22 protein-coding genes, 1 tRNA gene and 1 pseudogene are annotated in these 23,142 nt (G+C 71.2%); 10 read left to right on the forward strand and 14 right to left on the reverse strand.

Going from position 1 to position 23,142, the window contains the following annotated elements; all coding sequences use genetic code 11:
• From PLJ28_RS04825 to PLJ28_RS04880, 12 genes and pseudogenes are all read right to left on the reverse strand, one after another.
• Positions 1-1,238 (reverse strand): annotated as a pseudogene (locus PLJ28_RS04825) (DNA-directed RNA polymerase subunit beta'); the annotation flags it as partial.
• Positions 1,239-1,303: 65 nt separating this feature from the next.
• Positions 1,304-4,825, reverse strand: coding sequence for a DNA-directed RNA polymerase subunit beta (rpoB, locus tag PLJ28_RS04830; protein WP_183527568.1), 3,522 nt, complete (start codon positions 4,823-4,825; stop codon positions 1,304-1,306).
• Between the two features lie 247 nt (positions 4,826-5,072).
• Complete coding sequence (locus PLJ28_RS04835) at positions 5,073-6,263, reverse strand: acyltransferase family protein (RefSeq protein ID WP_324589926.1); 1,191 nt, start codon at positions 6,261-6,263, stop codon at positions 5,073-5,075.
• A 175-nt stretch (positions 6,264-6,438) separates the two neighbouring features.
• A complete protein-coding gene (gene rplL / locus PLJ28_RS04840) occupies positions 6,439-6,825 on the reverse strand; it encodes a 50S ribosomal protein L7/L12 (RefSeq protein WP_183527572.1) in 387 nt (128 codons plus the stop codon).
• Positions 6,826-6,897: 72 nt separating this feature from the next.
• Entirely contained in the window at positions 6,898-7,443 is a 546-nt protein-coding gene (gene rplJ / locus PLJ28_RS04845; protein WP_183527574.1) for a 50S ribosomal protein L10, read from the reverse strand.
• A gap of 230 nt (positions 7,444-7,673) precedes the next feature.
• A complete protein-coding gene (locus tag PLJ28_RS04850) occupies positions 7,674-8,822 on the reverse strand; it encodes a GNAT family N-acetyltransferase (protein WP_324589927.1) in 1,149 nt (382 codons plus the stop codon).
• An 18-nt stretch (positions 8,823-8,840) separates the two neighbouring features.
• On the reverse strand, positions 8,841-10,484 hold the full coding sequence (locus PLJ28_RS04855) for a glycoside hydrolase family 10-like protein (RefSeq protein ID WP_324589928.1): 1,644 nt from the start codon (positions 10,482-10,484) through the stop codon (positions 8,841-8,843).
• A gap of 157 nt (positions 10,485-10,641) precedes the next feature.
• The gene (gene rplA / locus PLJ28_RS04860; RefSeq protein WP_298042503.1) at positions 10,642-11,346 is read right to left on the reverse strand and encodes a 50S ribosomal protein L1; all 705 of its coding nucleotides are present in this window, start codon (positions 11,344-11,346) and stop codon (positions 10,642-10,644) included.
• A gap of 74 nt (positions 11,347-11,420) precedes the next feature.
• Positions 11,421-11,852 (reverse strand): 50S ribosomal protein L11, encoded by a 432-nt coding sequence (gene rplK, locus PLJ28_RS04865; protein WP_010143234.1) that lies wholly within the window; start codon positions 11,850-11,852, stop codon positions 11,421-11,423.
• Between the two features lie 134 nt (positions 11,853-11,986).
• The gene (gene nusG / locus PLJ28_RS04870) at positions 11,987-12,880 is read right to left on the reverse strand and encodes a transcription termination/antitermination protein NusG (protein WP_298042508.1); all 894 of its coding nucleotides are present in this window, start codon (positions 12,878-12,880) and stop codon (positions 11,987-11,989) included.
• A gap of 63 nt (positions 12,881-12,943) precedes the next feature.
• Complete coding sequence (secE, locus tag PLJ28_RS04875; RefSeq protein ID WP_010143231.1) at positions 12,944-13,204, reverse strand: preprotein translocase subunit SecE; 261 nt, start codon at positions 13,202-13,204, stop codon at positions 12,944-12,946.
• A gap of 70 nt (positions 13,205-13,274) precedes the next feature.
• Positions 13,275-13,347 (reverse strand) — tRNA-Trp (locus PLJ28_RS04880).
• A 112-nt stretch (positions 13,348-13,459) separates the two neighbouring features.
• On the opposite strand from PLJ28_RS04880, the gene PLJ28_RS04885 reads away from it, so the two are divergent.
• The 5 genes from PLJ28_RS04885 to PLJ28_RS04905 are packed head-to-tail and all read left to right on the forward strand — an operon-like array spanning position 13,460 to position 17,358.
• Positions 13,460-14,671 carry a pyridoxal phosphate-dependent aminotransferase gene (locus PLJ28_RS04885; protein WP_298042512.1) on the forward strand — a complete coding sequence of 404 codons (1,212 nt, stop codon included), beginning with the start codon at positions 13,460-13,462 and terminating at the stop codon, positions 14,669-14,671.
• Positions 14,672-14,731: 60 nt separating this feature from the next.
• Complete coding sequence (locus PLJ28_RS04890) at positions 14,732-15,133, forward strand: TOBE domain-containing protein (RefSeq protein WP_298042515.1); 402 nt, start codon at positions 14,732-14,734, stop codon at positions 15,131-15,133.
• A 2-nt stretch (positions 15,134-15,135) separates the two neighbouring features.
• Positions 15,136-15,927 carry a molybdate ABC transporter substrate-binding protein gene (gene modA, locus PLJ28_RS04895; RefSeq protein ID WP_298042518.1) on the forward strand — a complete coding sequence of 264 codons (792 nt, stop codon included), beginning with the start codon at positions 15,136-15,138 and terminating at the stop codon, positions 15,925-15,927.
• Complete coding sequence (locus tag PLJ28_RS04900) at positions 15,905-16,711, forward strand: ABC transporter permease (protein ID WP_324589929.1); 807 nt, start codon at positions 15,905-15,907, stop codon at positions 16,709-16,711. Before modA ends, PLJ28_RS04900 begins: the two co-directional genes overlap by 23 nt.
• On the forward strand, positions 16,708-17,358 hold the full coding sequence (locus PLJ28_RS04905) for a sulfate/molybdate ABC transporter ATP-binding protein (protein ID WP_324589930.1): 651 nt from the start codon (positions 16,708-16,710) through the stop codon (positions 17,356-17,358). The genes PLJ28_RS04900 and PLJ28_RS04905 overlap by 4 nt, the downstream gene beginning before the upstream one ends.
• Here PLJ28_RS04905 and PLJ28_RS04910 read toward each other — a convergent pair.
• Positions 17,324-17,980 (reverse strand): LuxR C-terminal-related transcriptional regulator, encoded by a 657-nt coding sequence (locus PLJ28_RS04910; protein WP_324589931.1) that lies wholly within the window; start codon positions 17,978-17,980, stop codon positions 17,324-17,326. The two genes, PLJ28_RS04905 and PLJ28_RS04910, sit on opposite strands and share 35 nt — an antisense overlap.
• Entirely contained in the window at positions 17,977-19,212 is a 1,236-nt protein-coding gene (locus PLJ28_RS04915; RefSeq protein ID WP_298042529.1) for an ATP-binding protein, read from the reverse strand. Before PLJ28_RS04915 ends, PLJ28_RS04910 begins: the two co-directional genes overlap by 4 nt.
• 115 nt (positions 19,213-19,327) lie before the next feature.
• Here PLJ28_RS04915 and PLJ28_RS04920 point away from each other — a divergent pair, with 115 nt between their 5' ends.
• The 5 genes from PLJ28_RS04920 to PLJ28_RS04940 form a co-directional block, all read left to right on the forward strand.
• The gene (locus PLJ28_RS04920) at positions 19,328-20,668 is read left to right on the forward strand and encodes a PspC domain-containing protein (protein WP_298042532.1); all 1,341 of its coding nucleotides are present in this window, start codon (positions 19,328-19,330) and stop codon (positions 20,666-20,668) included.
• 5 nt (positions 20,669-20,673) lie between these two features.
• Entirely contained in the window at positions 20,674-21,045 is a 372-nt protein-coding gene (locus PLJ28_RS04925; protein ID WP_183527597.1) for a hypothetical protein, read from the forward strand.
• 2 nt (positions 21,046-21,047) lie between these two features.
• Complete coding sequence (locus PLJ28_RS04930; protein ID WP_183527599.1) at positions 21,048-21,299, forward strand: PspC domain-containing protein; 252 nt, start codon at positions 21,048-21,050, stop codon at positions 21,297-21,299.
• 47 nt (positions 21,300-21,346) lie between these two features.
• Complete coding sequence (locus PLJ28_RS04935; RefSeq protein WP_183527601.1) at positions 21,347-22,378, forward strand: 6-phosphofructokinase; 1,032 nt, start codon at positions 21,347-21,349, stop codon at positions 22,376-22,378.
• Between the two features lie 9 nt (positions 22,379-22,387).
• Positions 22,388-23,142: GNAT family N-acetyltransferase (locus tag PLJ28_RS04940; RefSeq protein WP_298042541.1), on the forward strand; the 755-nt coding region annotated here is incomplete at its 3' end.

The raw sequence follows: 23,142 nt of genomic DNA on the forward strand, positions 1-23,142 counted from the left end.
CGGCCCTGCTTGCCCTTGAGCATGTCGGACAGCGACTTCAGCGGACGGTTGCCCGGTCCGGTGACCGGACGGCCGCGGCGGCCGTTGTCGAACAGCGAGTCCACGGCCTCCTGCAGCATCCGCTTCTCGTTATTGACGATGATCTCCGGCGCGCCCAGGTCCAGCAGTCGCTTCAGGCGGTTGTTGCGGTTGATCACGCGGCGGTACAGGTCGTTGAGGTCGGAGGTCGCGAAGCGGCCACCGTCCAGCTGCACCATCGGGCGCAGCTCCGGCGGGATCACCGGGACGGCGTCCAGGACCATGCCCAGCGGCGAGTTGTCCGTGGTCAGGAACGCGTTGACGACCTTGAGCCGCTTCAGGGCGCGGGTCTTGCGCTGACCCTTGCCGGTCTTGATGGTCTCGCGCAGCATCTCGGACTCGGCCTCGAGGTCGAAGGTCTCCAGGCGCTTCTTGATGGACTCGGCGCCCATGGAGCCCTCGAAGTACTGGCCGTACTTGTCCCGCATGGAGCGGAACAGGCCCTCGTCGCCCTCGAGGTCGGCGACCTTGAGGTTCTTGAAGCGGTCCCAGATGCGCTCCATCCGGTCCAGCTCGGCGTCGGCCCGCTTGCGGATCTGCGCCATGGTCTTGTCCGCGGCGTCGCGGGCCTTCTTCTTCTCGGCGGCCTTGGCACCCTCGGCCTCGAGCTTGGCCAGGTCCTTCTCCAGGTCCGAGGCCACGGCGGCGATGTCCGCGTCACGCTGGTCGGCCAGGTGACGGGTCTCCTGGTCGTGCTCGGCCTGCAGGTTCGGCAGGTCGGCGTGACGGGTCTCCTCGTCCACCCACGTGATCATGTAGGCGGCGAAGTAGATGATCTTCTCGAGGTCCTTGGGGGCCAGGTCGAGCAGGTAGCCCAGCCGGGACGGGACGCCCTTGAAGTACCAGATGTGGGTCACCGGGGCGGCCAGCTCGATGTGGCCCATCCGCTCGCGGCGGACCTTGGAGCGGGTCACCTCGACGCCGCAGCGCTCGCAGATGATGCCCTTGAAGCGCACGCGCTTGTACTTGCCGCAGTAGCACTCCCAGTCACGGGTGGGGCCGAAGATCTTCTCGCAGAAGAGTCCGTCCTTCTCCGGCTTCAGGGTGCGGTAGTTGATGGTCTCGGGCTTCTTGACCTCGCCGAAGGACCAGTTGCGGATCTCGTCCGCGGTGGCCAGGCCGATGCGCATGAGGCCGAAGGATGAGTTGTCGTTGGACATGGTCCGTTGAACTCCTGATTTCTAGCGTTGATGAAGTCTTGGGGTGGGACGGGGAACGGGGTTTCTCAGACCTCTTCGACCGAGCTGGGCTCGGCGTGGGACAGGTCGATGCCCAGTTCCTCGGCGGCCCGGAAGACTTCATCGTCCGAGTCACGCATTTCAATCGCGGTGCCGTCGGCGGAGAGGACCTCCACGTTCAGGCACAGCGACTGCATTTCCTTGATGAGCACCTTGAAGGACTCCGGAACGCCCGGCTCCGGGATGTTCTCGCCCTTCACGATGGCCTCGTAGACCTTCACGCGGCCGTGGATGTCATCCGACTTGATCGTCAGCAGCTCCTGCAGGGTGTAGGCGGCGCCGTACGCCTCCAGGGCCCAGACCTCCATCTCACCGAAGCGCTGGCCGCCGAACTGCGCCTTACCGCCCAGCGGCTGCTGGGTGATCATGGAGTACGGGCCGGTGGAACGGGCGTGGATCTTGTCGTCCACCAGGTGGTGCAGCTTCAGCATGTACATGTAGCCGACGGACACCGGGTCCGGGAACGGCTCGCCGGAGCGGCCGTCGAACAGGGTGGCCTTGCCGTTGGTGCCCATCAGCCGGTCGCCGTCACGGGTGACGTTGACGTGACCGAGCAGGCCCTCGATCTCGTGGGCCTCGGCACCGTCGAACACCGGGGTGGCGACGTTGACCGGGCCGGACTGCCGCGGGAAGTTCGGCAGGTCCTTGATCCACTCCGGCTCCCCCTGGATGTCCCAGCCGCGCGAGGCGGCCCAGCCCAGGTGCAGCTCCATGACCTGGCCCAGGTTCATGCGGCCCGGGACGCCCAGCGGGTTCAGGATGATGTCCACCGGGGTGCCGTCGGCCAGGAACGGCATGTCCTCGACCGGCAGGATCTTGGAGATGACGCCCTTGTTGCCGTGGCGGCCGGCCATCTTGTCGCCGTCGGTGATCTTGCGCTTCTGCGCCACGTAGACGCGCACCAGCTGGTTCACGCCCGGGGGCAGGTCGTCGTCCTCGTCGCGGTCGAAGATGCGCACCCCGATCACGGTGCCGGACTCGCCGTGCGGCACCTTCAGGGAGGTGTCACGCACCTCGCGGGACTTCTCGCCGAAGATGGCGCGCAGCAGGCGCTCCTCCGGGGTCAGCTCGGTCTCGCCCTTCGGGGTGACGCGGCCGACCAGGATGTCCCCGGCCTCGACCTCGGCACCGATGTGGATGATGCCGCGCTCGTCGAGCTGGGCCAGCACCTCGTCGGAGACGTTCGGGATGTCCCGGGTGATCTCCTCGGCGCCCAGCTTGGTGTCACGGGCGTCGACCTCGTGCTCCTCGATGTGGATCGAGGTCAGCACGTCCTCCGAGACCATGCGCTGGGACAGGATGATGGCGTCCTCGTAGTTCAGGCCCTCCCAGGGCATGAACGCGACCAGCAGGTTCTTGCCCAGGGCCAGCTCGCCGTGGTCCGTGGCCGGGCCGTCGGCGATGATGCTCAGGCGCTCCACGCGGTCGCCCTCGGAGACGCGCACCCGCTGGTTGTAGGCGTTGCCCTGGTTGGAGCGGGCGAACTTCATGATCGGGTAGTGCTTCATGGTGCCGTCGTCCTGCATGACGGTCACGAGGTCGGCGGCGACCTCGGTCACCACGCCGGGGGCGTCGGCGGTGATGGAGTCACCGGCGTCCACGGCCACGTACTTCTCCATGCCGGTGCCCACGTAGGGGGCCTCGGCCTGGAGCAACGGCACGGCCTGGCGCTGCATGTTGGCGCCCATGAGCGCGCGGTTGGCGTCGTCGTGCTCGAGGAACGGGATCAGGGCCGTGGCGGCCGAGACCATCTGCCGCGGCGAGACGTCCATGTAGTCGATGTCGTCCACGGAGGACAGCACGGGCTCGCCGCCACCGCCGCGCTGGCGGCAGAGCACGAGCTCCTCGGCGAAGGAGCCGTCCTCGTTAAGCGGGGCGTTGGCCTGGGCGATCTGGGCCACCAGCTCGTCATCGGCGGTCAGGTAGTCCACCTGCTCGGTGACGATGCCGTCCACGACCTTGCGGTACGGGGTCTCGATGAAGCCGAAGGGGTTGATCCGCCCGAAGGTCGCCAGCGAGCCGATCAGGCCGATGTTCGGGCCTTCCGGGGTCTCGATGGGGCACATGCGGCCGTAGTGCGAGGGGTGCACGTCACGGACCTCCATGCCGGCCCGGTCGCGGGACAGGCCGCCCGGGCCCAGCGCGGACAGGCGACGCTTGTGCGTCAGTCCGGCCAGCGGGTTGTTCTGGTCCATGAACTGGGACAGCTGGGAGGTGCCGAAGAACTCCTTGATCGAGGCCACCACGGGGCGGATGTTGATCAGGGTCTGCGGGGTGATGGCCTCGACGTCCTGGGTGGTCATGCGCTCGCGCACGACGCGCTCCATGCGGGACAGGCCGGTGCGGATCTGGTTCTCGATCAGCTCGCCCACGGCGCGGATGCGGCGGTTGCCGAAGTGGTCGATGTCATCGACCTCGACGCGCACCTCGACGTCCTCGCCGTCGCGCTTGCCCGTGATGGTCCGCTCGCCGGCGTGCAGGGCCACGATGAAGTGGACCATCTGGGCGATGTCGTCCTCGGTCAGCACGGAGGCGTTCGGGTCGCCCAGGGGCAGGTCCACGCCCAGCTTGCGGTTGAGCTTGTACCGGCCCACCTTCGCCAGGTCGTAGCGCTTGGGGGTGAAGTACAGGTTGTTCAGCAGGTTCTGCGCGGCGTCCACGGCGGCGGGCTCGCCCGGGCGCAGCTTGCGGTAGATGTCCAGCAGGGCCTCGTCCTGGCCCTCGGTCGGGTCCTTCTCGAGGGTGGCGCGGATGGAGTCGTACTGGCCGAACTCCTCCAGGATGCGGGACTCGCTCCAGCCCATGGCCTTGAGCAGCACGGTGACCGGCTGCTTGCGCTTGCGGTCCAGGCGCACGCCGACCTGGTCACGCTTGTCCACCTCGAGCTCGAACCAGGCACCGCGGGAGGGGATGACCTTGGCGGTGAAGATGTCCTTGTCCGAGGTCTTGTCCGGGGTGCGCTCGAAGTAGGCGCCCGGGGAGCGGACCAGCTGGGACACGACGACACGCTCGGTGCCGTTGATGACGAAGGTGCCCTTCTCCGTCATCAGCGGGAAGTCGCCCATGAACACCGTCTGCTGCTTGATCTCGCCGGTGTTGTTGTTCATGAACTCGGCCTTGACGTACAGCGGCGCGGCGTAGGTGGTGTCGCGCTCCTTGCACTCGTCCACCGGCATCTTCGGGTCGGAGAACTCCGGCTCGGTGAACGACAGGGACATGGTGCCCTGGAAGTCCTCGATCGGGGAGATCTCCTCGAAGATGTCCGACAGGCCGGAGGTGACGGCGACCGAGTCGTCGCCGATCTCCTGGGCGTGGGCCACGCGCTCGGCCCAGCGGGAGTTGCCGACCAGCCGGTCGAAGGACTCAGTCTGCAGGGCCAGGAGGTCCGGCACGTCCAGTGGCTCGTGGATCTTCGCGAAGGTGATCCGGCCGGCGCTGGTGCCGGAGCGGGGCGAGATGGCCCCGGGAGTGTTAGCGGTTTCGGTATTTGAGGTGCTCGAGGCGACCAAGAGGGTTCCTTCCACAGACCGTCTGCATTTCCGTTCGCTCCCCGACCCGATCCACGACGTCCGGGGCCCACCGCTATTTGAAGGCCCGACCGGACGCCACGCCGCCGAGGTCGGTCATCCGGGCACGCCGGGACACACCTCAGGGGTGGACAGAAGGGAGACGTAAGGACTTAGCATAACCGCCACAGCCCCGGAAGTCCACTTGCTCCGCGAGTCCTCGCTGTGAACGTGCCGAGGGTGTGAGACGCTACGAGACTCGGTCCAGCCGCTCCCCCAGCACCGGCCAGTTCCCCAGGCCGGTCGTCACCGCCCGCTGCAGGCGCGGGCCCAGCGGGGTCTCCACCCAGCGGTGCACCAGCCACGCGGCGCCCAGGACCGAGGCCAGGGCCAGGCCCAGGACCCACTGCCGGGGCAGGACCGGTGAGAGCAGCATGATGATCCACCAGCCCCACAACTGGTGCAGCAGGTACACGGGGTAGGTCAGGCTGCCGGCCAGCGCGGCCCCGGGCAGCCGCACGCGGGCCAGCGGCGTGAGCACGATCACCGCCACCACCGCGAACAGTCCCACCACGATCAGCGCGAAGAGCGCCGTCGGGTAGTCGTAGCCGGTGAGCTCGGCGGTCTCGCGCTGCTGGATGCCCGCGGACCACTGGGTGGCCAGCGCCACGTTCACGGCCAGGACGGCCCAGCGGCCGGGGGTGTGACCGAACCGGAACAACAGGAACAGTGCCATGCCGCCGGCGAAGAGGGCCGAGTACTCGGGGAAGAACACGTGCTGCACCCAGCCGACGTCGTGCCCCGCGGCGCGCAGGCCGAGGTACAGGCCGTTGCCGAGCAGCGGCCAGGCCAGGGCGAAGGCGAGCACGCGGCGCACGGTCATGCCGATCAGGGTGAAGGCGAGGATCCACAGGTAGAACTTCATCTCCACCCACAGCGTCCAGTAGACGCCGTCGAGGTGGCCCACCCCGAACCCGCCCTGGAACATCGTCAGGTTGGCCCACAGGTCCGAGGGACTGCGATTGACCCCGAGCTCGGGCCAGACGACGAAGATCAGCGCGGCGGCGCCGAGCACCGCCACCCAGTAGGCGGGGTACAACCGGCCCACGCGCGAGCCGATGAACCGCGCCGGGGACTTGCCGAAGGACGAGAGCAGGATCACGAAGCCGGAGATGACGAAGAACAGCTGCACGCCCAGGGCGCCGACGGCCGTGAACTGGCTCAGCCAGGGCCAGGCCTCGGCGGCCGGGTCACCGTGGCGGCCCCAATTGCCGTGGTGCCACGCGGTCCAGTGGAACAGCACCACGGCCAGCGCGGCGACGAGCCGGAGCGCGTCCAACAACGCCAGGCGGGGCCGGGCCGGCGCCGGCGTGGCCCGCGGTTCCCCCTGCTGCTGCGGCTGCGGCGGGGCTACCCGCTGCATCTCTGCTGTCGCGACCATCGGTCGGCACCCTCCAGTATCCCTCGCCCTGCCCGAACCACCTTTACGGTTTCGTTACCTTAGGCAGTCAGTCTGGGTGTCCGCTGGGAGGATGGCGTTAAACGCCACGGCCCCTCCGTCCCGCGCAGGCGGGAGGGAGGGGCCGTGGGTGTGGGCAGCGGCTAGGCCGCACGCATCACTTGAGGGTGACGGTGGCGCCGGCAGCCTCGAGCTGCTCCTTGGCCTTGTCCGCGGTCTCCTTGTTGACGCCCTCCAGGACGGGCTTCGGAGCGCCGTCGACCAGGTCCTTGGCTTCCTTCAGACCCAGCGAGGTCAGGGCGCGGACCTCCTTGATGACGCCGATCTTCTTGTCGCCGGCGGCCTCGAGGACGACGTCGAACTCGCTCTGCTCCTCGGCAGCAGCGGCCTCGCCGCCACCGGCGGCGGGGGCGGCAGCGGCGGCGACCGGTGCGGCAGCGGTGACCTCGAACTTCTCCTCGAACGCCTTGACGAACTCGGACAGCTCGATGAGGGACAGCTCGGCGAACTGCTCGAGCAGCTCTTCAGTGGACAGCTTGGCCATGATTGGCTCCTTTACTTAAGGGTTCTCACGTACGTGGGGTGAAACGTGGCCGCTGGACGCGACCGGGGGGTGTTACTCGGCCGCGGGGGCAGCGGCGCCGCCCTGCTCCTCGACCTTCGCGCGCAGGGCGTCCACGGTGCGGACGGCCTGGGACAGCGGGGCCTGCAGCATGTAGGCCGCCTTGTACAGGTTGCCCTTCATGGCACCTGCCAGCTTGCCCAGCAGAACCTCGCGGGACTCGAGGTCCGCGAGCTTCTTGACGGCCGCCTCATCGAGGAACTGGCCCTCCATGTAGCCGCCCTTGACGATCAGGGCATCATGGTTCTTGGCAAAGTCACGCATCGCCTTGGCCGCGTCCACCGGGTCGCCGGAGACGAAGGCAATCGCGGACGGACCGGTCATCTTGCCCTCGAAGGCGTCGACGCCGGCCTGCTTGGCCGCGATCTCGCTGAGCGTGTTCTTCACCACGGCGTAGGTCGCGTTCTCACCGAGTGCACGACGGAGCTCCTTGAGCTCGGCCACGGTGAGACCACGGTATTCCGTCAGGACGGCTGCGGTGGAGGTGCGGAAGAGTTCCGCCAGCTCCGCCACAACAGCGTTCTTCTCAGACGTCGCCATGGCACTCCTTCCATTACTTGGGGCCGGCACCCGTCCTGGAGACAAGAAAACGCCCCGTGCAGGTGCACGGGGCGTGGCAGTACCGTCGAGCCCTGGGGCTCACCGGGAAGGCGTTGCTCTGTCTCACCTGCGCAGGCCGCCTCCTGAAGGAGGGCTTTACGATCGGTTCCGCGAGGGATCCGACGACCGGCGGTCTTTGGTGCGTCCAGAATACGCGGGACTGCGACGCATCACCAAATCGGGCCGCCGGACCCCGGGCGGCCGGACCCCGGGCTCCCGCTCCCCCCGATCCTCCTCTGCCAGCCGGGACGGGTGGACACCGGCCGGAAGCCCAGCGTCTCGTTGGCGCGCAGGATGGCCGCGTTCTCCGGGGCGGCCCAGGCGTACACCCGCTCGACGGCGGGCCTGGACCGCACCAGCCGCGAGATGTTGGCGGCCTTCAGCAGCAGCGCGAGGTGGCGACCGCGGTGGTCGGGGTGCACCAGGGTGCTGCCCTGGTAGGCCACCTGCGGCAGGTCCCGGAAGGTCTCGATGTCCGAGTGCCCCACCAGCCGGCCCGAGGGCCGGTGCCGTGCGGCGGTGGTGACCATGGTGAGATGGATCTGCTCCCGGGCCCGCTCCTCTGCGCGCAGGCGGTCCACGTCCCAGACCTCGGGGACGATCTCGAGCTCTCCCCGGGGCGCCTCGGCCGGCATCCGTCCCAGCAGTCCCGCCATCGACTCGGCGTGCTCCTCGGGGCAGGCACCCTCCCAGCCCACCAGCTCGTAGTCACCGCCCGGACCGTCCGCCGCCTCCACCTGCCGGGCCGGACCGGCCGCCTCGGGCAGCGCCAGCACCGAACACCACTCCAGCTGGGCCAGCCCGTAGCCGCGGGCCGCGGCGAACGCCGCGTCCGCCGCGCTGGACCGCACCTCCGGCGGGCCGGCGGAGGCCGGGTCCACGAGGGCGTTGTCCGTCCAGGACTGCAGGGTGGTGTGCCCCCGGCGCAGCGCCTCGGCCTCGATCCCGGCCAGCAGCGCCGATCCCACGCCCCGGCGCCGGAAACCCGGGTGCACCCCCACCCACACCTCGGCCGTGGCCGCGGCCGGCGTGGCGGCGAGGAATCCGAACCCGACGATCCGGCCGGGATCCTCGGCGTCGTCCAGCCGCGCGGCGACATAGTCCACCCGGAAGTCCGGACGGGGCCGGGCCGCGGCGAGCCGGTTCTCCGGCGATTCGTAGAAGTCGTTGGAGCCCCAGAACAGGGAGGTGATCAGGTTGGCCAGCTGGGAGACCTGGAGGAAGTCGGCCGTGGTGGCCGGCATCGGCAGGCGGGACTGGTCGAGGTGCGGGGGCAGTTCGAGCCAGTCGAGCGCCAGGCCGTGCCGCGTGTCGGTCATGGCCCCATGATGCCGCACTCACGCCCAGACCATGATCGCGGACCCCGCCGCCGAGACGGTTCCCGTCCGGCTGTAGGCCTGGACGACGTACCAGTACCGGCGCCGCGGCTCCGCGGTGAGGTCCCCCCAGCGACCCGCCCCGGTGGCCGCCGGCAGGACGGCCAGGAGGTCCTCGGCCGTCCCCGGCAGGGCCGGGATGGTGGCGCTGTAGGCGCGCTGCCGCCAGATGGCGATCCAGCGGGCGGGTTCCGCACCGGCCGGCAGCGTCCACTCCAGGGTGAGGCCGCTGACCGTGCGCCCGGCCCGGGTGAACGCGGGCGACGGCGGCCGGGCGGCGTTGAGCCACCGGACGGGCAGCGGCAGGGCACGGCGCTGGTAGTGCACCGAGCGCACCCGGCTCATCGCGCCGAGCTCGTCCGCGCGGACGGCACTGGCGTTGTAGTAGGCATTCCCCTCCACCTGGGTCAGCCCACGGCCCAGCGCCACGTGGTTGCTCAGTTCCGCGGGATTCGTCCAGCCGGCGTCGCCGACCTTGTACACGGCCTCCCCCAGGGCGATGTGCGTGCGGGTCACGGTGCCCTGCAGGGACCACCAGCGGGACAGCACGTCGTAGTCCGCCGTCGGGTGTCCCTGCTGCCAGTACAGCTGGGGGATGAACAGGTCCGTCCACTGCTCGCGCAGCCACAGGCGCGTGTCGGCGTACAGGTCGTCGTACGCCTGGAGCCCGGCGGTGTCCGAACCGGCCGTGGAGCTGGTGCGGTTGCGCCAGATGCCGAAGGGGCTGACGCTGAAGACGGCGCGCCGGTCGGCCGCGTGGACGTCCAGGCCGGCGTAGCGCACGAAGCGGTTGACGTTGTCCCGGCGCCAGGTGGCACGGGTCCGTCCGGCACCGTAGAGCGCGAAGGAGGCGTCGTCGCCGATGACCTGGCCCGCCGCCGGGTATGGGTAGAAGTAGTCGTCCAGGTGCACGCCGGCGACGCCGTAGCGCGAGGCGATCTCGGCCAGCACCGCCCGCACGTGCAGGCGCACCTCCGGCCGGCCGGGATCCAGGTACCGCCGTCCCCCGTAGGCGTAGGTGAAGGACGGGTTGCGCGCGGCGAAGCTGCCCGGGTGCAGCGAGGTCAGCGAGGTGTCCATGGCCACCCGGAAGGGGTTGGCCCAGGCGTGGACCTCCAGTCCGCGCCGCGAGGCCTCGGCCACCGCCCACTCGAGCGGGTCCCAGCCCGGGTCCTGGCCCAGGGTGCCGGTCAGGTACCGTGACCACGGCTCCCCGAGCGTGGACCGGTAGAAGCGGTCACCGGCCGCCCGGACCTGCAACAGGACCGCGTTGCAGCCGCGCAGGGCGGCCAGCCGGATGAGCTCGCCCAGCTCGGCGCGCTGCTGCGTGACGCTCAGCCCCGGGCGCGAGGGCCAGTCGACGTTGAGCACGGTCGCCACCCACAGGCCGCGGAACTCGTGCAGCGGCCGGGTGGCCGAGGTGGCCGTGTCCCGCGTGGTGACGGTGTACGGGACCCAGGCGCGGCCGGTGGCCGCCTGGGCGACGCCGGCCGGGGGCCCCGTGACGGCGGAGAGGGCGACCGCCGCGGCGCCGCCGGAGATCAGGCTCCGTCGCGTGGGGCCGGGGGATGCCGGGCGCGACGGCACCGGGTGTGCCGAGACCATGGTGCACTGCCTTCCTCGCCCCTCTGGGGAGGAATTCTGCTCCGCGTCACGGACGGCGTCGAGTGCTGGGCGCCCCGGGGCCCGGCACCTGCGCCGGAACGACAGAGCGCCGGACCCCGGGTACTCCCGGGATCCGGCGCTCTGCCGCGGATGAGGATCAGGCCTCGGCGGTCACCTTGACCACGTTCGGGTCGACCTTGATGCCGGGACCGAAGGTGGTGGAGATGGTGGCCTTGGAGATGTACCGGCCCTTGGAGGCGGACGGCTTCAGGCGCAGCACCTCCTCGAGGGCGGCGGCGTAGTTCTCCGCCAGCTTGTCGGCGTCGAAGCTGGTCTTGCCGATGATGAAGTGCAGGTTGGCGTGCTTGTCGACGCGGAAGTCGATCTTGCCACCCTTGATGTCGGTCACGGCCTTGGCCACGTCCGGGGTCACGGTGCCGGTCTTCGGGTTCGGCATCAGGTTGCGCGGGCCGAGGATCTTGCCCAGGCGGCCGACCTTGCCCATCATGTCCGGCGAGGCCACGGCGGCGTCGAAGTCGGTCCAGCCGCCGGAGATCCGGGCGATCAGGTCGTCGGAACCGACGACGTCGGCGCCGGCGGCCTCGGCGGCCGCGGCCTTGTCACCGGTGGCGAAGACGACCACGCGGGCGGTCTTGCCGGTGCCGTGCGGCAGGTTGACGGTGCCGCGCACCATCTGGTCGGCCTTGCGCGGGTCGACGCTCAGGCGGAAGGCGACCTCCACGGTGGCGTCGGACTTCGACGGGTTGGTCTCCTTGGCCAGGGCGATCGCCTCGGCGGGGCCGTAGACAGCGTCCCCGATCTTCTCCTGGGCGGCCTTGTATGCTTTGCTGCGCTGTGCCATCTGCGTGTTCTCCTTATGCAGTCGTGGTCTGCGGGTCGCGCGCGACCCTGCCACTGGGGGTGTGAGGGGTTCCGTCAGCCGTCGACGGTGATGCCCATGGAACGGGCGGTGCCGGCGATGATCTTGGCCGCGGCCTGGACATCGTTGGCGTTGAGGTCTTCCATCTTGGTCTGGGCGATCTCCTCGCACTGGGCCTGGGTCAGCTTGCCGACCTTGTCCGTGTGCGGGGTGGCGGAGCCCTTCTTGACGCCTGCGGCCTTCTTGATCAGCTCGGCGGCCGGCGGGGTCTTGGTGACGAAGGTGAACGAGCGGTCCTCGTACACGGTGATCTCCACCGGCACGACGTTGCCGCGCTGGGATTCCGTCGCAGCGTTGTACGCCTTGCAGAACTCCATGATGTTCACGCCGTGCTGACCGAGCGCAGGGCCGATCGGAGGTGCCGGGTTGGCGGCGCCTGCCTGGATCTGCAGCTTGATCAGGCCTGCGACCTTCTTCTTGGGGGCCATTTTCGGGTCCTTCTACTTGCGGGTTTCCCGCGGGGCACAGGAGCGTGTCCCGGGGCTGGTGGCCGCCGTGGCGCGGCAGCCGGTCCGCTCCCGCCCGGCCAAAGCAACCGTGCGGGGGCGAAGTCTGGACTGTCCTACCGGATCTTCGTGACCTGGCCGAAGGACAGGGTCACGGGGGTCTCCCGCTCGAAGATGGTCACGAGGACCACGAGCTGCTGGGATTCCACCTTGACCTCGGAGATGGTGGCCGGGAGGGTCTCGAACGGCCCGTCGTTGACGGTGACCGACTCGCCGACCTCGAAGTCGACCTCGATCGCCGGCATGGACTCCTCGGTCCCGGCCGGTGCGGGGCGGCCCTCGGCCTGCGCGGCCTTGGTGGCCTCCTGCAGGACGGAGGGCGAGATCATGTCGAAGACCTCCTGCAGGGACAGCGGCATCGGGTCATGGGCGTTGCCCACGAACCCGGTGACGCCGGGGGTGTGCCGCACGACGCCCCAGGAGGCGTCCGTCAGGTCCATGCGCACGAGCACGTAACCGGGGATGCGCACCCGGTTGACGAGCTTGCGCGTGGTGTTGCGGATCTCCACGACCTCTTCCATGGGGACTTCGATCTCATAGATGTAGTCCTCCATCTCCTGGGTCTGGATACGCGTCTCGAGGTTGGTCTTCACGCGCTTCTCGTACCCGGCGTAGGTGTGGATGACGTACCAGTCACCGGGCTGGCGGCGCAGCCGCGCGCGCAGCTCCTCGGCCGGGTCGGCCGCGGGCTCGGCGACGGCGGGGGCAGCGGCGACGGCGTCAGGCGCTTCCTCGGCGACGTCCGTGGCGGCCTCGGCGGCGGCGACGTCGGACTGGTCGTCCTCGACGGCCTCGGCGAGTTCGGCCTCGGTGTCCTCCACCTCGGCGTCCAGCGCGGGCTCCCCGGCCACGGCAGCGTCCTCGGCAGTCTGGGGCTCCTGAGACGGCTGGGCCTCTTCGGCGAGGACGGCGTCCTCAACGGCCTGCGGTTCGAGTTCCTGCTCGGACACGGGTTCCTGCTTTCTTCACGCGGTCGACGTCATTCCGGCAGGGCGCGTCCTCCGGCTGGCCAGTCAGGCGCTGCCGTCACCGAAGACGAAGGAAGCACCCGTGCCGAACACGAAGTCCAGCAGGCTGACGAGCAAGATCATCAGGATCACGAACGCGAGCACGATGCCCGTGAGCTTGACCAGTTCCTCGCGGGTCGGGGTGACGACCTTTCGCAGCTCGTCCACGACCTGGCGCAGGAACAGGCCGATCCGGCCGAAGAAACCACGCTTCCGCGGCGCATCGGGGGTCTTCTCCCCCGTGCTGTTCGCAGCTGCCTCGGTCACGCGGCCTCACTTGCTAGTCGACACTGAACTGTCCTGCCGGGGGCTCCGGATCACTCCGGACCACCCTGCGCAGGGTAGACAGGACTCGAACCTGCAACCTGCGGTTTTGGAGACCGCTGCGCTACCAATTGCGCCACTACCCTTCGGGTCCGCAACGTGACGACTCAACGGCACGGCCCGTCATGGTGCTTTTCAACACCGGGGATCCACTCTACGTCATCTTGGGGAGTGAGTCGAACCGGTAGGCTGAACGCCATGACGTCACACACTCCGCGCAGTCGTGTCTCCCAGCGCATCGGATCGATCGCCGAGTCGGCCACTCTGGCCGTTGATGCCAAGGCCAAGGCCCTCAAGGCCGCCGGGCGCCCCGTCATCGGCTTCGGTGCCGGCGAGCCGGACTTCCCCACCCCGGGGTACATCGTCGAGGCGGCCGTCGAGGCCGCTCGCGACCCGAGGAACCACCGCTACTCCCCCGCCGCCGGACTGCCCGAGCTGCGCCAGGCGATCGCGGACAAGACCCTGCGGGACTCCGGCGTGAGCCTGGAGCCGAGCCAGGTCCTGGTGACCAACGGCGGCAAGCAGGCCGTCTACAACACCTTCGCCACCCTGCTGGACCCGGGCGACGAGGTCATCGTCCCCACGCCCTTCTGGACCACGTACCCCGAGTCGATCCGGCTGGCCGGCGGCGTGCCCGTGGAGGTCTTCGCCGGCCCGGAGACCGGTTACAAGGTCTCCGTGGACCAGCTCGAGGCGGCCCTGACCGACCGCACCAAGGTGCTGCTGTTCGTCTCCCCCTCCAATCCGACCGGCGCCGTGTACTCCCCGGAGGCCACCGCCGAGATCGGCCGCTGGGCCGCCGCGCGGGGCCTGTGGGTCGTCACGGACGAGATCTACGAGCACCTGACCTACGACGGCGTCCCGTTCACCTCGATCGCCGCCGCCGTGCCGGACCTGGCCGAGCAGGTGGTCATCCTCAACGGGGTGGCCAAGACTTACGCCATGACCGGCTGGCGGGTGGGCTGGATGGCCGGGCCGAAGGACGTCATCAAGGCCGCCGCGAACCTGCAGTCCCACGCCACCTCCAACGTCGCCAACGTCTCCCAGCGCGCGGCACTGGCCGCCGTCTCCGGCCCCCTGGACGCGGTCCAGGAGATGAAGGCGGCCTTCGACCGGCGCCGCCGGGCCATGGTCGAGGCCCTGAACGCGGTGCCCGGGTTCTCCTGCCCGACGCCGGAGGGCGCCTTCTACGCCTACGTGGACGTCCGCGACGCGCTGGGGAAGACCTACCGCGACGTGACCCCGCAGACCTCCGCCGACCTGGCCGGGTTCATCCTGGACGAGGCCGAGGTGGCCGTCGTCCCGGGCGAGGCGTTCGGGCCCTCCGGGTTCCTGCGGCTGTCCTACGCCCTGGGCGACGAGGACCTCGCCGAGGGCGTCGGCCGCATCCAGAGGCTGCTCTCCGAGTAACCGCATCTGCGCCTCATGGCAGTCTTTCCTGCCGCAGGTGCGTGACGTAGGGTCGGGGTCATGACTCTGCTGCGCATCGCCGAGGCGTCCCGGTACCTGGGTGTCAGCGACGACTCCGTGCGCCGCTGGGTGTCCTCCGGACGCCTGACCGCCCACACGGACGAGGCCGGGCGGGCCGCCGTCGACGGGGTGGAGGTGGCCCGGCTGGTCCGGGAGACCACGGCACGGGCAGACGCCGGGTCGCACGGGCTGCGCGTCTCGGCCCGCAACCGGTTCACCGGGCTGGTGACCGACGTGCTCATGGACACCGTGATGGCCCAGGTGACCCTGCAGTGCGGGCCCTTCCGCGTGGTGTCGCTGATGAGTGCGGAGGCCGCACGGGACCTGGGGCTGGAACCGGGCACGCCGGCGTCCGCGGTCGTGAAGGCCACCACCGTGATCATCGACTGCGACGAGGCCTGACCGTGAGGGCCCGCCTCCCCGCGCTGCTCGTCCTGGCCGCCGCCTCGGCGCCGGTGATGACCGGCTGCGCGGGAGGCTCCGCCGCCCAGGACGTCCCCGCCCAGGACACCGCCACCGCGGACGTCACGCTGACCGTCTTCACGGCGGCCTCGCTGTCGGACGCCTTCGAGCAGATCGGCGAGGACTTCGAAGCCGAGCACCCCGGTGTGACGGTGCGGTTCAACGTCGCCGGTTCGTCCGACCTGGTCCAGCAGGTCATCGCCGGGGCGCCGGCGGACGTCTTCGCCCCGGCGGACGTGCCGACCATGGACCGGGCCGTCGGCGCCGGGGCCGTCTCCGGTACGCCCCGGCCGTTCGCCACCAACGTGCTCACGCTGGTCACGCCGCCGGACAACCCCGCGGGCATCGCGTCCCTCGCGGACGCCGCGGCCGAGGGCGTGAACCTGGTGGCCTGTGCCCCCCAGGTCCCCTGCGGCCAGGCCACGGCCGCCCTCGCCCGGGCGTCCGGTCTCGCCCTGGACCCGGTCAGCGAGGAGTCCTCCGTCACGGACGTGCTGGGCAAGGTCACCTCCGGCGAGGCCGATGCCGGGCTGGTCTACGTCACGGACGCCGCCCGGGCCGGGGAGGCGGTGCGCACCGTGGACCTGGAGCACGCCCGGTCGGCCGTGAACACCTACCCGATCGCCGCGCTGGCGGAGGCGGAGCATCCCGGGCCGGCCGACGCGTTCGTCGAGCACGTCCTGGGCGCGCAGGGTCAGGAGGTGCTCGGGCATGCCGGCTTCGGCCACCCGTGACGTCCCGGTCCGCCCCCCGCGCGCCCTGACGGTCGTCGGCGTCCTGGGCGGCGCGGCCATCCTGCTGCCCTTCGTCGCGCTCGTGGCGGGGGTGGACCTGACCCGGCTGCCCCGGCTGGTGACCTCCCCGGCGGCGCTCGATGCCCTGGGGCTGTCCCTGCGGACGTCCCTGGCGGCCACGGCCGTCTGCCTGGTCCTGGGGATCCCGCTGGCGCTGACGCTGACCCGGCTGGAGTTCCCGGGCCGCAGCGTGGCCCGCTCGCTCGTGCTGCTGCCGCTCGTGGTGCCTCCCGTGGTCGGGGGCATCGCGCTCACGGAGGCCTTCGGCCGCCGCGGACTGGTCGGAGAGCACCTGCACGTGCTGGGGATCGACATCGCGTTCACCACCGCGGCCGTCGTCATGGCCCAGGTGTTCGTCTCCCTGCCCTTCCTCGTGGTCGCGCTGGAGGGGTCGCTGCAGACCCGGGGTGATGCCCACGAGCGCACCGCCCTGTCCCTGGGCGCCTCCCCGGCGCGCACCTTCCGCACCGTCACGCTGCCGCTGATGGCCCCCGGGCTCCTCGCGGGCACGGTGCTGACCTTCGCCCGTGCACTGGGCGAGTTCGGGGCCACCATCACCTTCGCCGGCTCGATGCAGGGCACCACCCGGACCCTGCCGCTGCAGGTCTACCTGGAGCGGGAGACGGACCCCGAGGCCGCCGTCGCGCTGTCCCTGCTGCTGGTGGTGGTGGCGCTGGCCGTCATCACGCTGGCCTACGGGCGCAAGCGGGTGTCGATCTCGTGACGGGCCTCGACTGCCGCGTGGTGGTCCCCGAGCGCGAGGTGGACGTGGCGTTCACGGTCCCGCAGGGACAGACCCTGGCGCTGCTCGGGGCGAACGGCGCCGGCAAGTCCACCGTGCTGGACGCGCTGGCCGGCTGGCTGCGCCCGGAGTCCGGCCACGCGACGCTGGGCACGGAGGTCCTCTTCGACGGCGGCACGTGGGTCCCGGCCCGGCACCGCCGGGTCGGCTACCTGGCCCAGGACGCGCGGTTGTTCCCTCACCTGAGCGCCGAGGCGAACGTCGCCTACGGGCTGGAGCGGGCCGGCGTCGTGGGCCGGTCGGCGCAGCGGCGGGTGGCTCGGCAGTGGCTGGAACGGGTGGGCGTGGGCCACCTGGCGGGACGGCGTCCGCACCAGCTCTCCGGGGGCCAGGCGCAGCGCACCGCGATCGCCCGCGTCCTGGCCTCGGATCCCCTGCTGGTCCTGCTGGACGAACCGCTGTCCTCGCTGGACGCCCAGGTGGTGCCACAGGTCCGCGCCCTGCTCGCCGAGGTGCTCACCGGCCGCACGACCGTGCTGGTGACCCATCACGCGGCGGACGCCGAGGCGCTGGCCCACTCCACCCACCGGATCGCTAGAGCAGACCCCGTTCGCCCGCCCACCGGGTGAGCTCGTGGCGGTTGGACAGCTGCAGCTTGCGCAGCACGTTGGACACGTGCGTCTCCACCGTCCGCACGGAGATGAACAGCTCCCGCGCGGCCTCCTTGTACGTGTAACCGCGGGCGATGAGCCGCATGACCTCCAGCTCCCGGGCCGAGAGCAGGTCGAGCTCCTCGTCCCGCACCGCGACGTCCGCCGTCCCGAAGGCGTCCAGCACGAACCCGGCCAGCCGCGGGGAGAACACGGCGTCCCCGCCGGCCACCCGCTGCACGGCGTCCGAGACATCGGCCCCCGAGATCGTCTTGGTGACGTAGCCGCGGGCCCCGGCGCGGATGACCGCCACCACGTCCTCCGCGGCGTCCGAGACGGAGATCGCCAGGAACCGCACGCCGGGCGCCAGCTCCTGGCAGGCCGCGGCCACCTCGGCTCCCCCACCGCCGCGGCCGCCGGGCAGGTGCACGTCCAGCAGCACCACGTTTGGTCGCACCTCGTGGATGGTCCGCACCGCCGAGTCCACGTCCCCGGCCTCGCCGACCACCTGGATGGCGGACGGGTCCAGGTCCGCCTTCAGTCCCGTCCGGAAGATCGCGTGGTCGTCCACGATGACGACCCTCACTGGTACCCGGTTCATCCCTGCCGCCCTTCCTCGCCGTTCTTCCCATTCTGCGCCGGGACCGGCAGGTGCAGCCGGACCTCGGTGCCGCCGTCGCCGGTGATGATCCTCGCCGTGCCGCCGGCACGCTCCATCCGCCCGACGACCGACTCCCGGATCCCGAGACGGTCCGCCGGGATCGCGGAGAGGTCGAAACCGGGACCGCGGTCCTTGACGAAGACCTCCACGGCCTCCGGCCGGGCCTCCGCGTAGACCTGGACGGGCCCGGCATGGCGCACCCCGTTGAGCATCGCCTCGCGCGAGGCCTGCAGCACCGGGTCCAGCCAGGGACCGGTGGCCGAACCGACGGTGACCACCTCGATGGGCTGGCCGTGGTCGTCCTCGATCGCCGCGGCCAGGTCCTCGAGCCGGTCCGTCAGGGTCCCGGTGGGCCGGGAGGGATCCTGGTAGAGGTACTGGCGCAGGTCGCGCTCCTGGGCGCGGGCCAGCCGCACCACGGTGGAGGGGGTGTCCGCGTTCTTCTGGATCAGGGCGAGGGTCTGCAGCACGGAGTCGTGCAGGTGGGCGGCGATCTCGGCCCGCTCCGTCTGGACGGCCAGCGCGGAGGTCTTCGCCGTGGCGTCACGCCACGCCTTGAGCACCCAGGGGGCGGCCACCAGCACCACGCCGGCGACGATCACCCCCGCCACCAGCAGTCCCAGCCACAACTCGTCCGTGCCCACGAAACCGGCCGCGAGCGCCAGCACGCCGGCCATCACCAGCAGCAGTCCGAGGGCGAGTGAGCTGATCCGCCCGGTCCGGGCCGCCCTCCCAGCGTCCCGCAGCGTGTCCAGTTGCAGCCAGGCCAGGGCGATGCCCAGCAGCACGACGGCCACCGGCCCGATCAGGCCCCAGTTCATCCGGATGCCGGCCCCCAGCTGCAGGGCGAGGACGGCGGCCACGCCCAGCAGCACGACCCCGAAGATCACCTGCCAGCCCTGGCCCAGGACGCCGCCCAGGCGGACGGGGGCCTCCCGGACCTGCTCCGCGGCACCGCGGACCGGGTCGCCGGCGGTGAGCACGGCCTCGTGCTCGTCCGGGACGAAGATCCACAGCCAGGCGTAGAAGACCACCCCGACCCCGCTGAGCAGGGTCAGGGCCACGACGCCGGCCCGCACCCACCCGGTGGGCAGGCCGAGGTACCGGGCCAGCCCGGCGCAGACGCCGGCGACGACCCGGCCCTCGGCCGGACGCGTGAGGACACTGTGCATGGCCTCCATCCTGCCCCAGTACGGGGCGCCCGCGGACCGTCCTCCGGGGGTTCTCCGGGTCGGATCAGGGGCTTTCCGGATACCGGGCCGGGATGCGCGCGGCGACGATGGAACCATGAACGAGAACCCCGCCTCCGGCTTCTACGCCTGGATCCACTCCCTGCGCACCGTCCGCAGTCCCCAGCGCTGGCTGGGCGGCGTGGTCGCCGGCATCGCCGACCGCATCGGACTGGACCACACGCTGGCCCGGGCCCTGTTCGTGGTGCTGACCCTGCTGACCGCGGGGCTGACCGTGCTGGCCTACGGACTGGCGTGGATGGTCCTGCCCGAACCGGACGGGCGGATCCACGCCCGGGAGGCCGGCCAGGGCCGGTGGACCTCCGGCATGACCGGGGGCCTGGTCCTGGCGATCCTCGGCGCGGTGGGCCTGTTCACCCCGCCCTACGGACCCGACGGCGGCTGGTGGGACGTCGGCGGGCTCCTCGGCCTGGCGGTGATCGGCCTGTTCATCTGGCTCGTCGCGTCCCGGTCCGGCCCCCGCGCGCTGCCCCCGGGCCCCGCAGGCGCTGCGTCCGGGGCCCCGTCCGCGGCCGTGAACGAGCCCGTCTTCCTCGCCCCCTCCGACACGGCGTGGTACGCCAGCGGGCCCCAGCCCCCCTCACCCGGCCCCACCTCCCCCATCTCCTCCCCCGCCGACCGCGCCTCCGAAGGACGTGACCCCATGACCGCTCCCTCTGCCCACTACCAGGCTCCCTACCCCCCTCCGGCCCCCGCCGCGCCGCAACCGGCCATGGTCGACCGCACCCCGCCGTCGCTGGCCGGTTCCACCCAGCTGCTGGTCATCGGGGTCGCCGTCCTGGCCGGGGCCGCCGTCGCCGCCCTGAAGTACCTCGGTGTCTTCACCGCCGGCTGGGGCGTGATCTGGGCCGCCAGCCTGGCCACGGCCCTCGGCGTGATGGCCGTCGGCCTCATCGTCGGGGCGATCCTCGGCCGCGGCGGGGGCGGGCTGACCGTCACCACGGCCCTCCTGGTGGTCCCCGTCCTGCTGGCCACGGGCGGGACGTTCGTCCGCGGCGACTGGAACGGCGCGTGGGACTCCACGTGGGACGGCACCGTCCAGGGCGACAGCAGGACCGGGTACGACCTGAGTTTCGGCTCCGGCGTGATCGACCTGACCGGCGAGCCCGGCAGCACCGATCCGGGCGCGGACCCGATCCGCCTGGACGTGTCCTTCTCCGAGGCCGAGCTGATCGTGCCGCACGACGTGGACGTCTACCTCACCGTGGACAACGCCTTCAGCTCCGTGAACTCGGAGCCCACCGTGGCCGGCGACGCCCGCGTCCAGGTCGTGGACGCCCCCACCGACCGCCGGCTGGAGATCGACGCCGACCTGGCCTTCTCCACGCTGACCGTCCGGGTGGATGATCCGACCACCACACCCACCGAGCAGGAGTGAACACCATGACCACCCACGACCCGTACCCCCACGACCCGTACCCCCACGCACCGCAGGCCCAGGACGCGGAGGCCCAGGCCCTCGAGGACGAGATCACCCGCGGCACCCTCCGCGACCGCCACCGGGACCACGAGTTCGACGGGACCTCCGGTCGCGGCTCGACGGCCGCCGTCGGGACCCGGACAGCGCCCGAGGGCATCCGCACCGGCACCCTGGTGTGGGGCATCATCGCCCTGCTGGTGGCCCTGTGGTCCCTGTCCGCGACCGTGCTGGACTGGGACGTCGACCCGGCCCTGGTGCTGATCTGCCTGGCCGCGCTCGGCGGCCTGGTGCTCGTGGCCGGCGGCATCGCCGGCGCCACCCGGAAGGGGCACTGACCGTGGACGCCTTCTACCGCACCCTGCGCTCCATCCCCTACCGCCGCGGCCCGCGCCGCTGGGTCGCCGGCATCTGCGGGGGCCTGTCCGCGAAGTTCGGCTGGGACCCCACGCTGGTGCGGATCGTGGTCCTGCTGAGCTTCCTGCTGCCGTTCATCGGCGTCGGCACCTACCTGGTGGCGTGGCTCCTGCTGCCCTGGCAGGACGGGTCCATCCCGCTGGAGCGGGTCCTGCCCGGTCACCACTCGCGATAGCCTTCGATCAGGACCACCCGATCCAGCCTGTCGAAAGGACCTCCAGCATGCGCGTCGGCCTCCTGACCAGCGGCGGGGACTGCCCCGGACTCAACGCGGTCATCCGCTCCGCCGTCCTGCACGGCATCAAGACCTACGACTACGAGCTCGTGGGCATCCGGGACGGCTGGCGCGGACTGATCGAGGGCGACGTGGAGGACCTGCCCCGCCAGCGGGTCCGCGGCCTGGCCCGCACCGGCGGGACCATCCTGGGCACCTCGCGGACGCACCCCTACAACCACCCACGGGGCGGCCCGGAGAACATCAAGGCCCAGATGGCCCGGCTGGGGCTGGACGCCGTGGTGGCGATCGGCGGCGAGGGGACCCTGGCCGGGGCGAAACGGCTGTCCGACGACGGCGTCCCGCTGGTCGGGGTGCCCAAGACCATCGACAACGACCTCCAGGCCACCGACTACACCTTCGGCTTCGACACCGCCGTCTCGATCGCCACCGACGCCATGGACCGGCTCCGCACCACGGGCGAGTCCCACCACCGGTGCATGGTGGCCGAGGTGATGGGCCGGCACGTCGGCTGGATCGCCCTGCACTCGGGCATGTCCGCCGGTGCGCACGCAATCCTCATCCCGGAGCAGCGCACCTCCATGGAGCAGGTGTGCGACTGGGTCCGCCAGGTGCACGAACGGGGGCGGTCACCGCTCGTGGTCGTCGCCGAGGGCTTCGTCCCCGAGGGCCACGACGACCCGCTGGCCGAGGCCGGGGCGGACGCCTCCGGCCGGCCGCGACTGGGCGGGATCGGCGAGTGGGTGACGCACCGGATCGAGGACATGACCGGGATCGAGACCCGCAACACCGTGCTGGGCCACATCCAGCGCGGCGGTGCGCCCACCGGCTTCGACCGCGTGCTGGCCACCCGCTTCGGCATGGGGGCCATCGACCTCGTCGCCGACGGCGAGTACGGGAAGATGGTCGCCCTGGACGGCACCGAGATCGTCCGGGTGGAGCTCGCAGCCGCCCTGGACGGGCTCAAGGAGGTCCCGCAGCACCGCTACGACGAGGCGAAGGTGCTGTTCGGGCGTTAGCCTTCAAGGATGCCCGTCAACAGCCACACCCGCCAGATCATCGAGCTGGCCTGGTCCCGGATCCTGGGACTGCCCGACGGCTCGATCACCGAGGCCGCCGGGTCTCCCCCGGGCTCCCGGCGGATCGAGGTGGCCACGGACTCCGGCGCGCAGGACGGCGCGGACGAGCAGATCGCCACCTTCGTCCGCCTCTACCAGACCTCCGTGCTCTACGGTCCCCGCTGGCTGCTGGACGCCGCCCGGGACGTGGACGACGAGGTCCTGGCCCTGGAGTCCACGATGATCCGCCTCGGCGCCGGACACGCCGCCCGCTCCCTGGGCGAGTCGGCGCTCTACTACGCGGAGGACGTCCCGGAGATCGAGCGCTCCGGATCCGTGGCCGTGTCCTACGAGGCGGCCGACGCCGCCGCGCTCGAGGCGCTGTGCCCCGCGGACGACGTCACCGAGGTGGGGCTGTCCGGTCTGGACGCCACCTTCACCCTGGTTCCCGACGACGGCTCGGGCACCCCGACCGGCGACCCGGTTGCGGGGGCCGGGTACGAGGAATGGCAGGGGCTGATCGGCCACCTGGGCGTGCTGGTGCGCCCCGACGTGCGCCGGATGGGCCTGGGCGCCTACGCCGCGGCGATCGCCATGGAGGAGGCCTTCACCGAGGGGCTCGTGCCGCAGTGGCGGGCCGCGCTGGGCAACACCGCCTCGCAGCACCTGGCCGGCACCCTCGGCTTCGAGCTGGCCGGGTCACAGACGACGGTGCTGTTCACCCA

Source organism: Citricoccus sp., assembly GCF_035445025.1.
Lineage (GTDB): Bacteria > Actinomycetota > Actinomycetes > Actinomycetales > Micrococcaceae > Citricoccus.

What these genes read in the sequence shown, in the direction of transcription:
- PLJ28_RS04835 (WP_324589926.1), bottom strand. Translation starts at nt 6,263, where the DNA reads ATGGTCGCGACAGCAGAGATGCAGCGGGTAGCCCCGCCGCAGCCGCAG.
- rplL (WP_183527572.1), bottom strand. Translation starts at nt 6,825, where the DNA reads ATGGCCAAGCTGTCCACTGAAGAGCTGCTCGAGCAGTTCGCCGAGCTG.
- rplJ (WP_183527574.1), bottom strand. Translation starts at nt 7,443, where the DNA reads ATGGCGACGTCTGAGAAGAACGCTGTTGTGGCGGAGCTGGCGGAACTC.
- PLJ28_RS04850 (WP_324589927.1), bottom strand. Translation starts at nt 8,822, where the DNA reads ATGACCGACACGCGGCACGGCCTGGCGCTCGACTGGCTCGAACTGCCC.
- PLJ28_RS04855 (WP_324589928.1), bottom strand. Translation starts at nt 10,484, where the DNA reads ATGGTCTCGGCACACCCGGTGCCGTCGCGCCCGGCATCCCCCGGCCCC.
- rplA (WP_298042503.1), bottom strand. Translation starts at nt 11,346, where the DNA reads ATGGCACAGCGCAGCAAAGCATACAAGGCCGCCCAGGAGAAGATCGGG.
- rplK (WP_010143234.1), bottom strand. Translation starts at nt 11,852, where the DNA reads ATGGCCCCCAAGAAGAAGGTCGCAGGCCTGATCAAGCTGCAGATCCAG.
- PLJ28_RS04885 (WP_298042512.1), top strand. Translation starts at nt 13,460, where the DNA reads ATGACGTCACACACTCCGCGCAGTCGTGTCTCCCAGCGCATCGGATCG.
- PLJ28_RS04890 (WP_298042515.1), top strand. Translation starts at nt 14,732, where the DNA reads ATGACTCTGCTGCGCATCGCCGAGGCGTCCCGGTACCTGGGTGTCAGC.
- PLJ28_RS04900 (WP_324589929.1), top strand. Translation starts at nt 15,905, where the DNA reads ATGCCGGCTTCGGCCACCCGTGACGTCCCGGTCCGCCCCCCGCGCGCC.
- PLJ28_RS04910 (WP_324589931.1), bottom strand. Translation starts at nt 17,980, where the DNA reads ATGAACCGGGTACCAGTGAGGGTCGTCATCGTGGACGACCACGCGATC.
- PLJ28_RS04915 (WP_298042529.1), bottom strand. Translation starts at nt 19,212, where the DNA reads ATGCACAGTGTCCTCACGCGTCCGGCCGAGGGCCGGGTCGTCGCCGGC.
- PLJ28_RS04920 (WP_298042532.1), top strand. Translation starts at nt 19,328, where the DNA reads ATGAACGAGAACCCCGCCTCCGGCTTCTACGCCTGGATCCACTCCCTG.
- PLJ28_RS04925 (WP_183527597.1), top strand. Translation starts at nt 20,674, where the DNA reads ATGACCACCCACGACCCGTACCCCCACGACCCGTACCCCCACGCACCG.
- PLJ28_RS04935 (WP_183527601.1), top strand. Translation starts at nt 21,347, where the DNA reads ATGCGCGTCGGCCTCCTGACCAGCGGCGGGGACTGCCCCGGACTCAAC.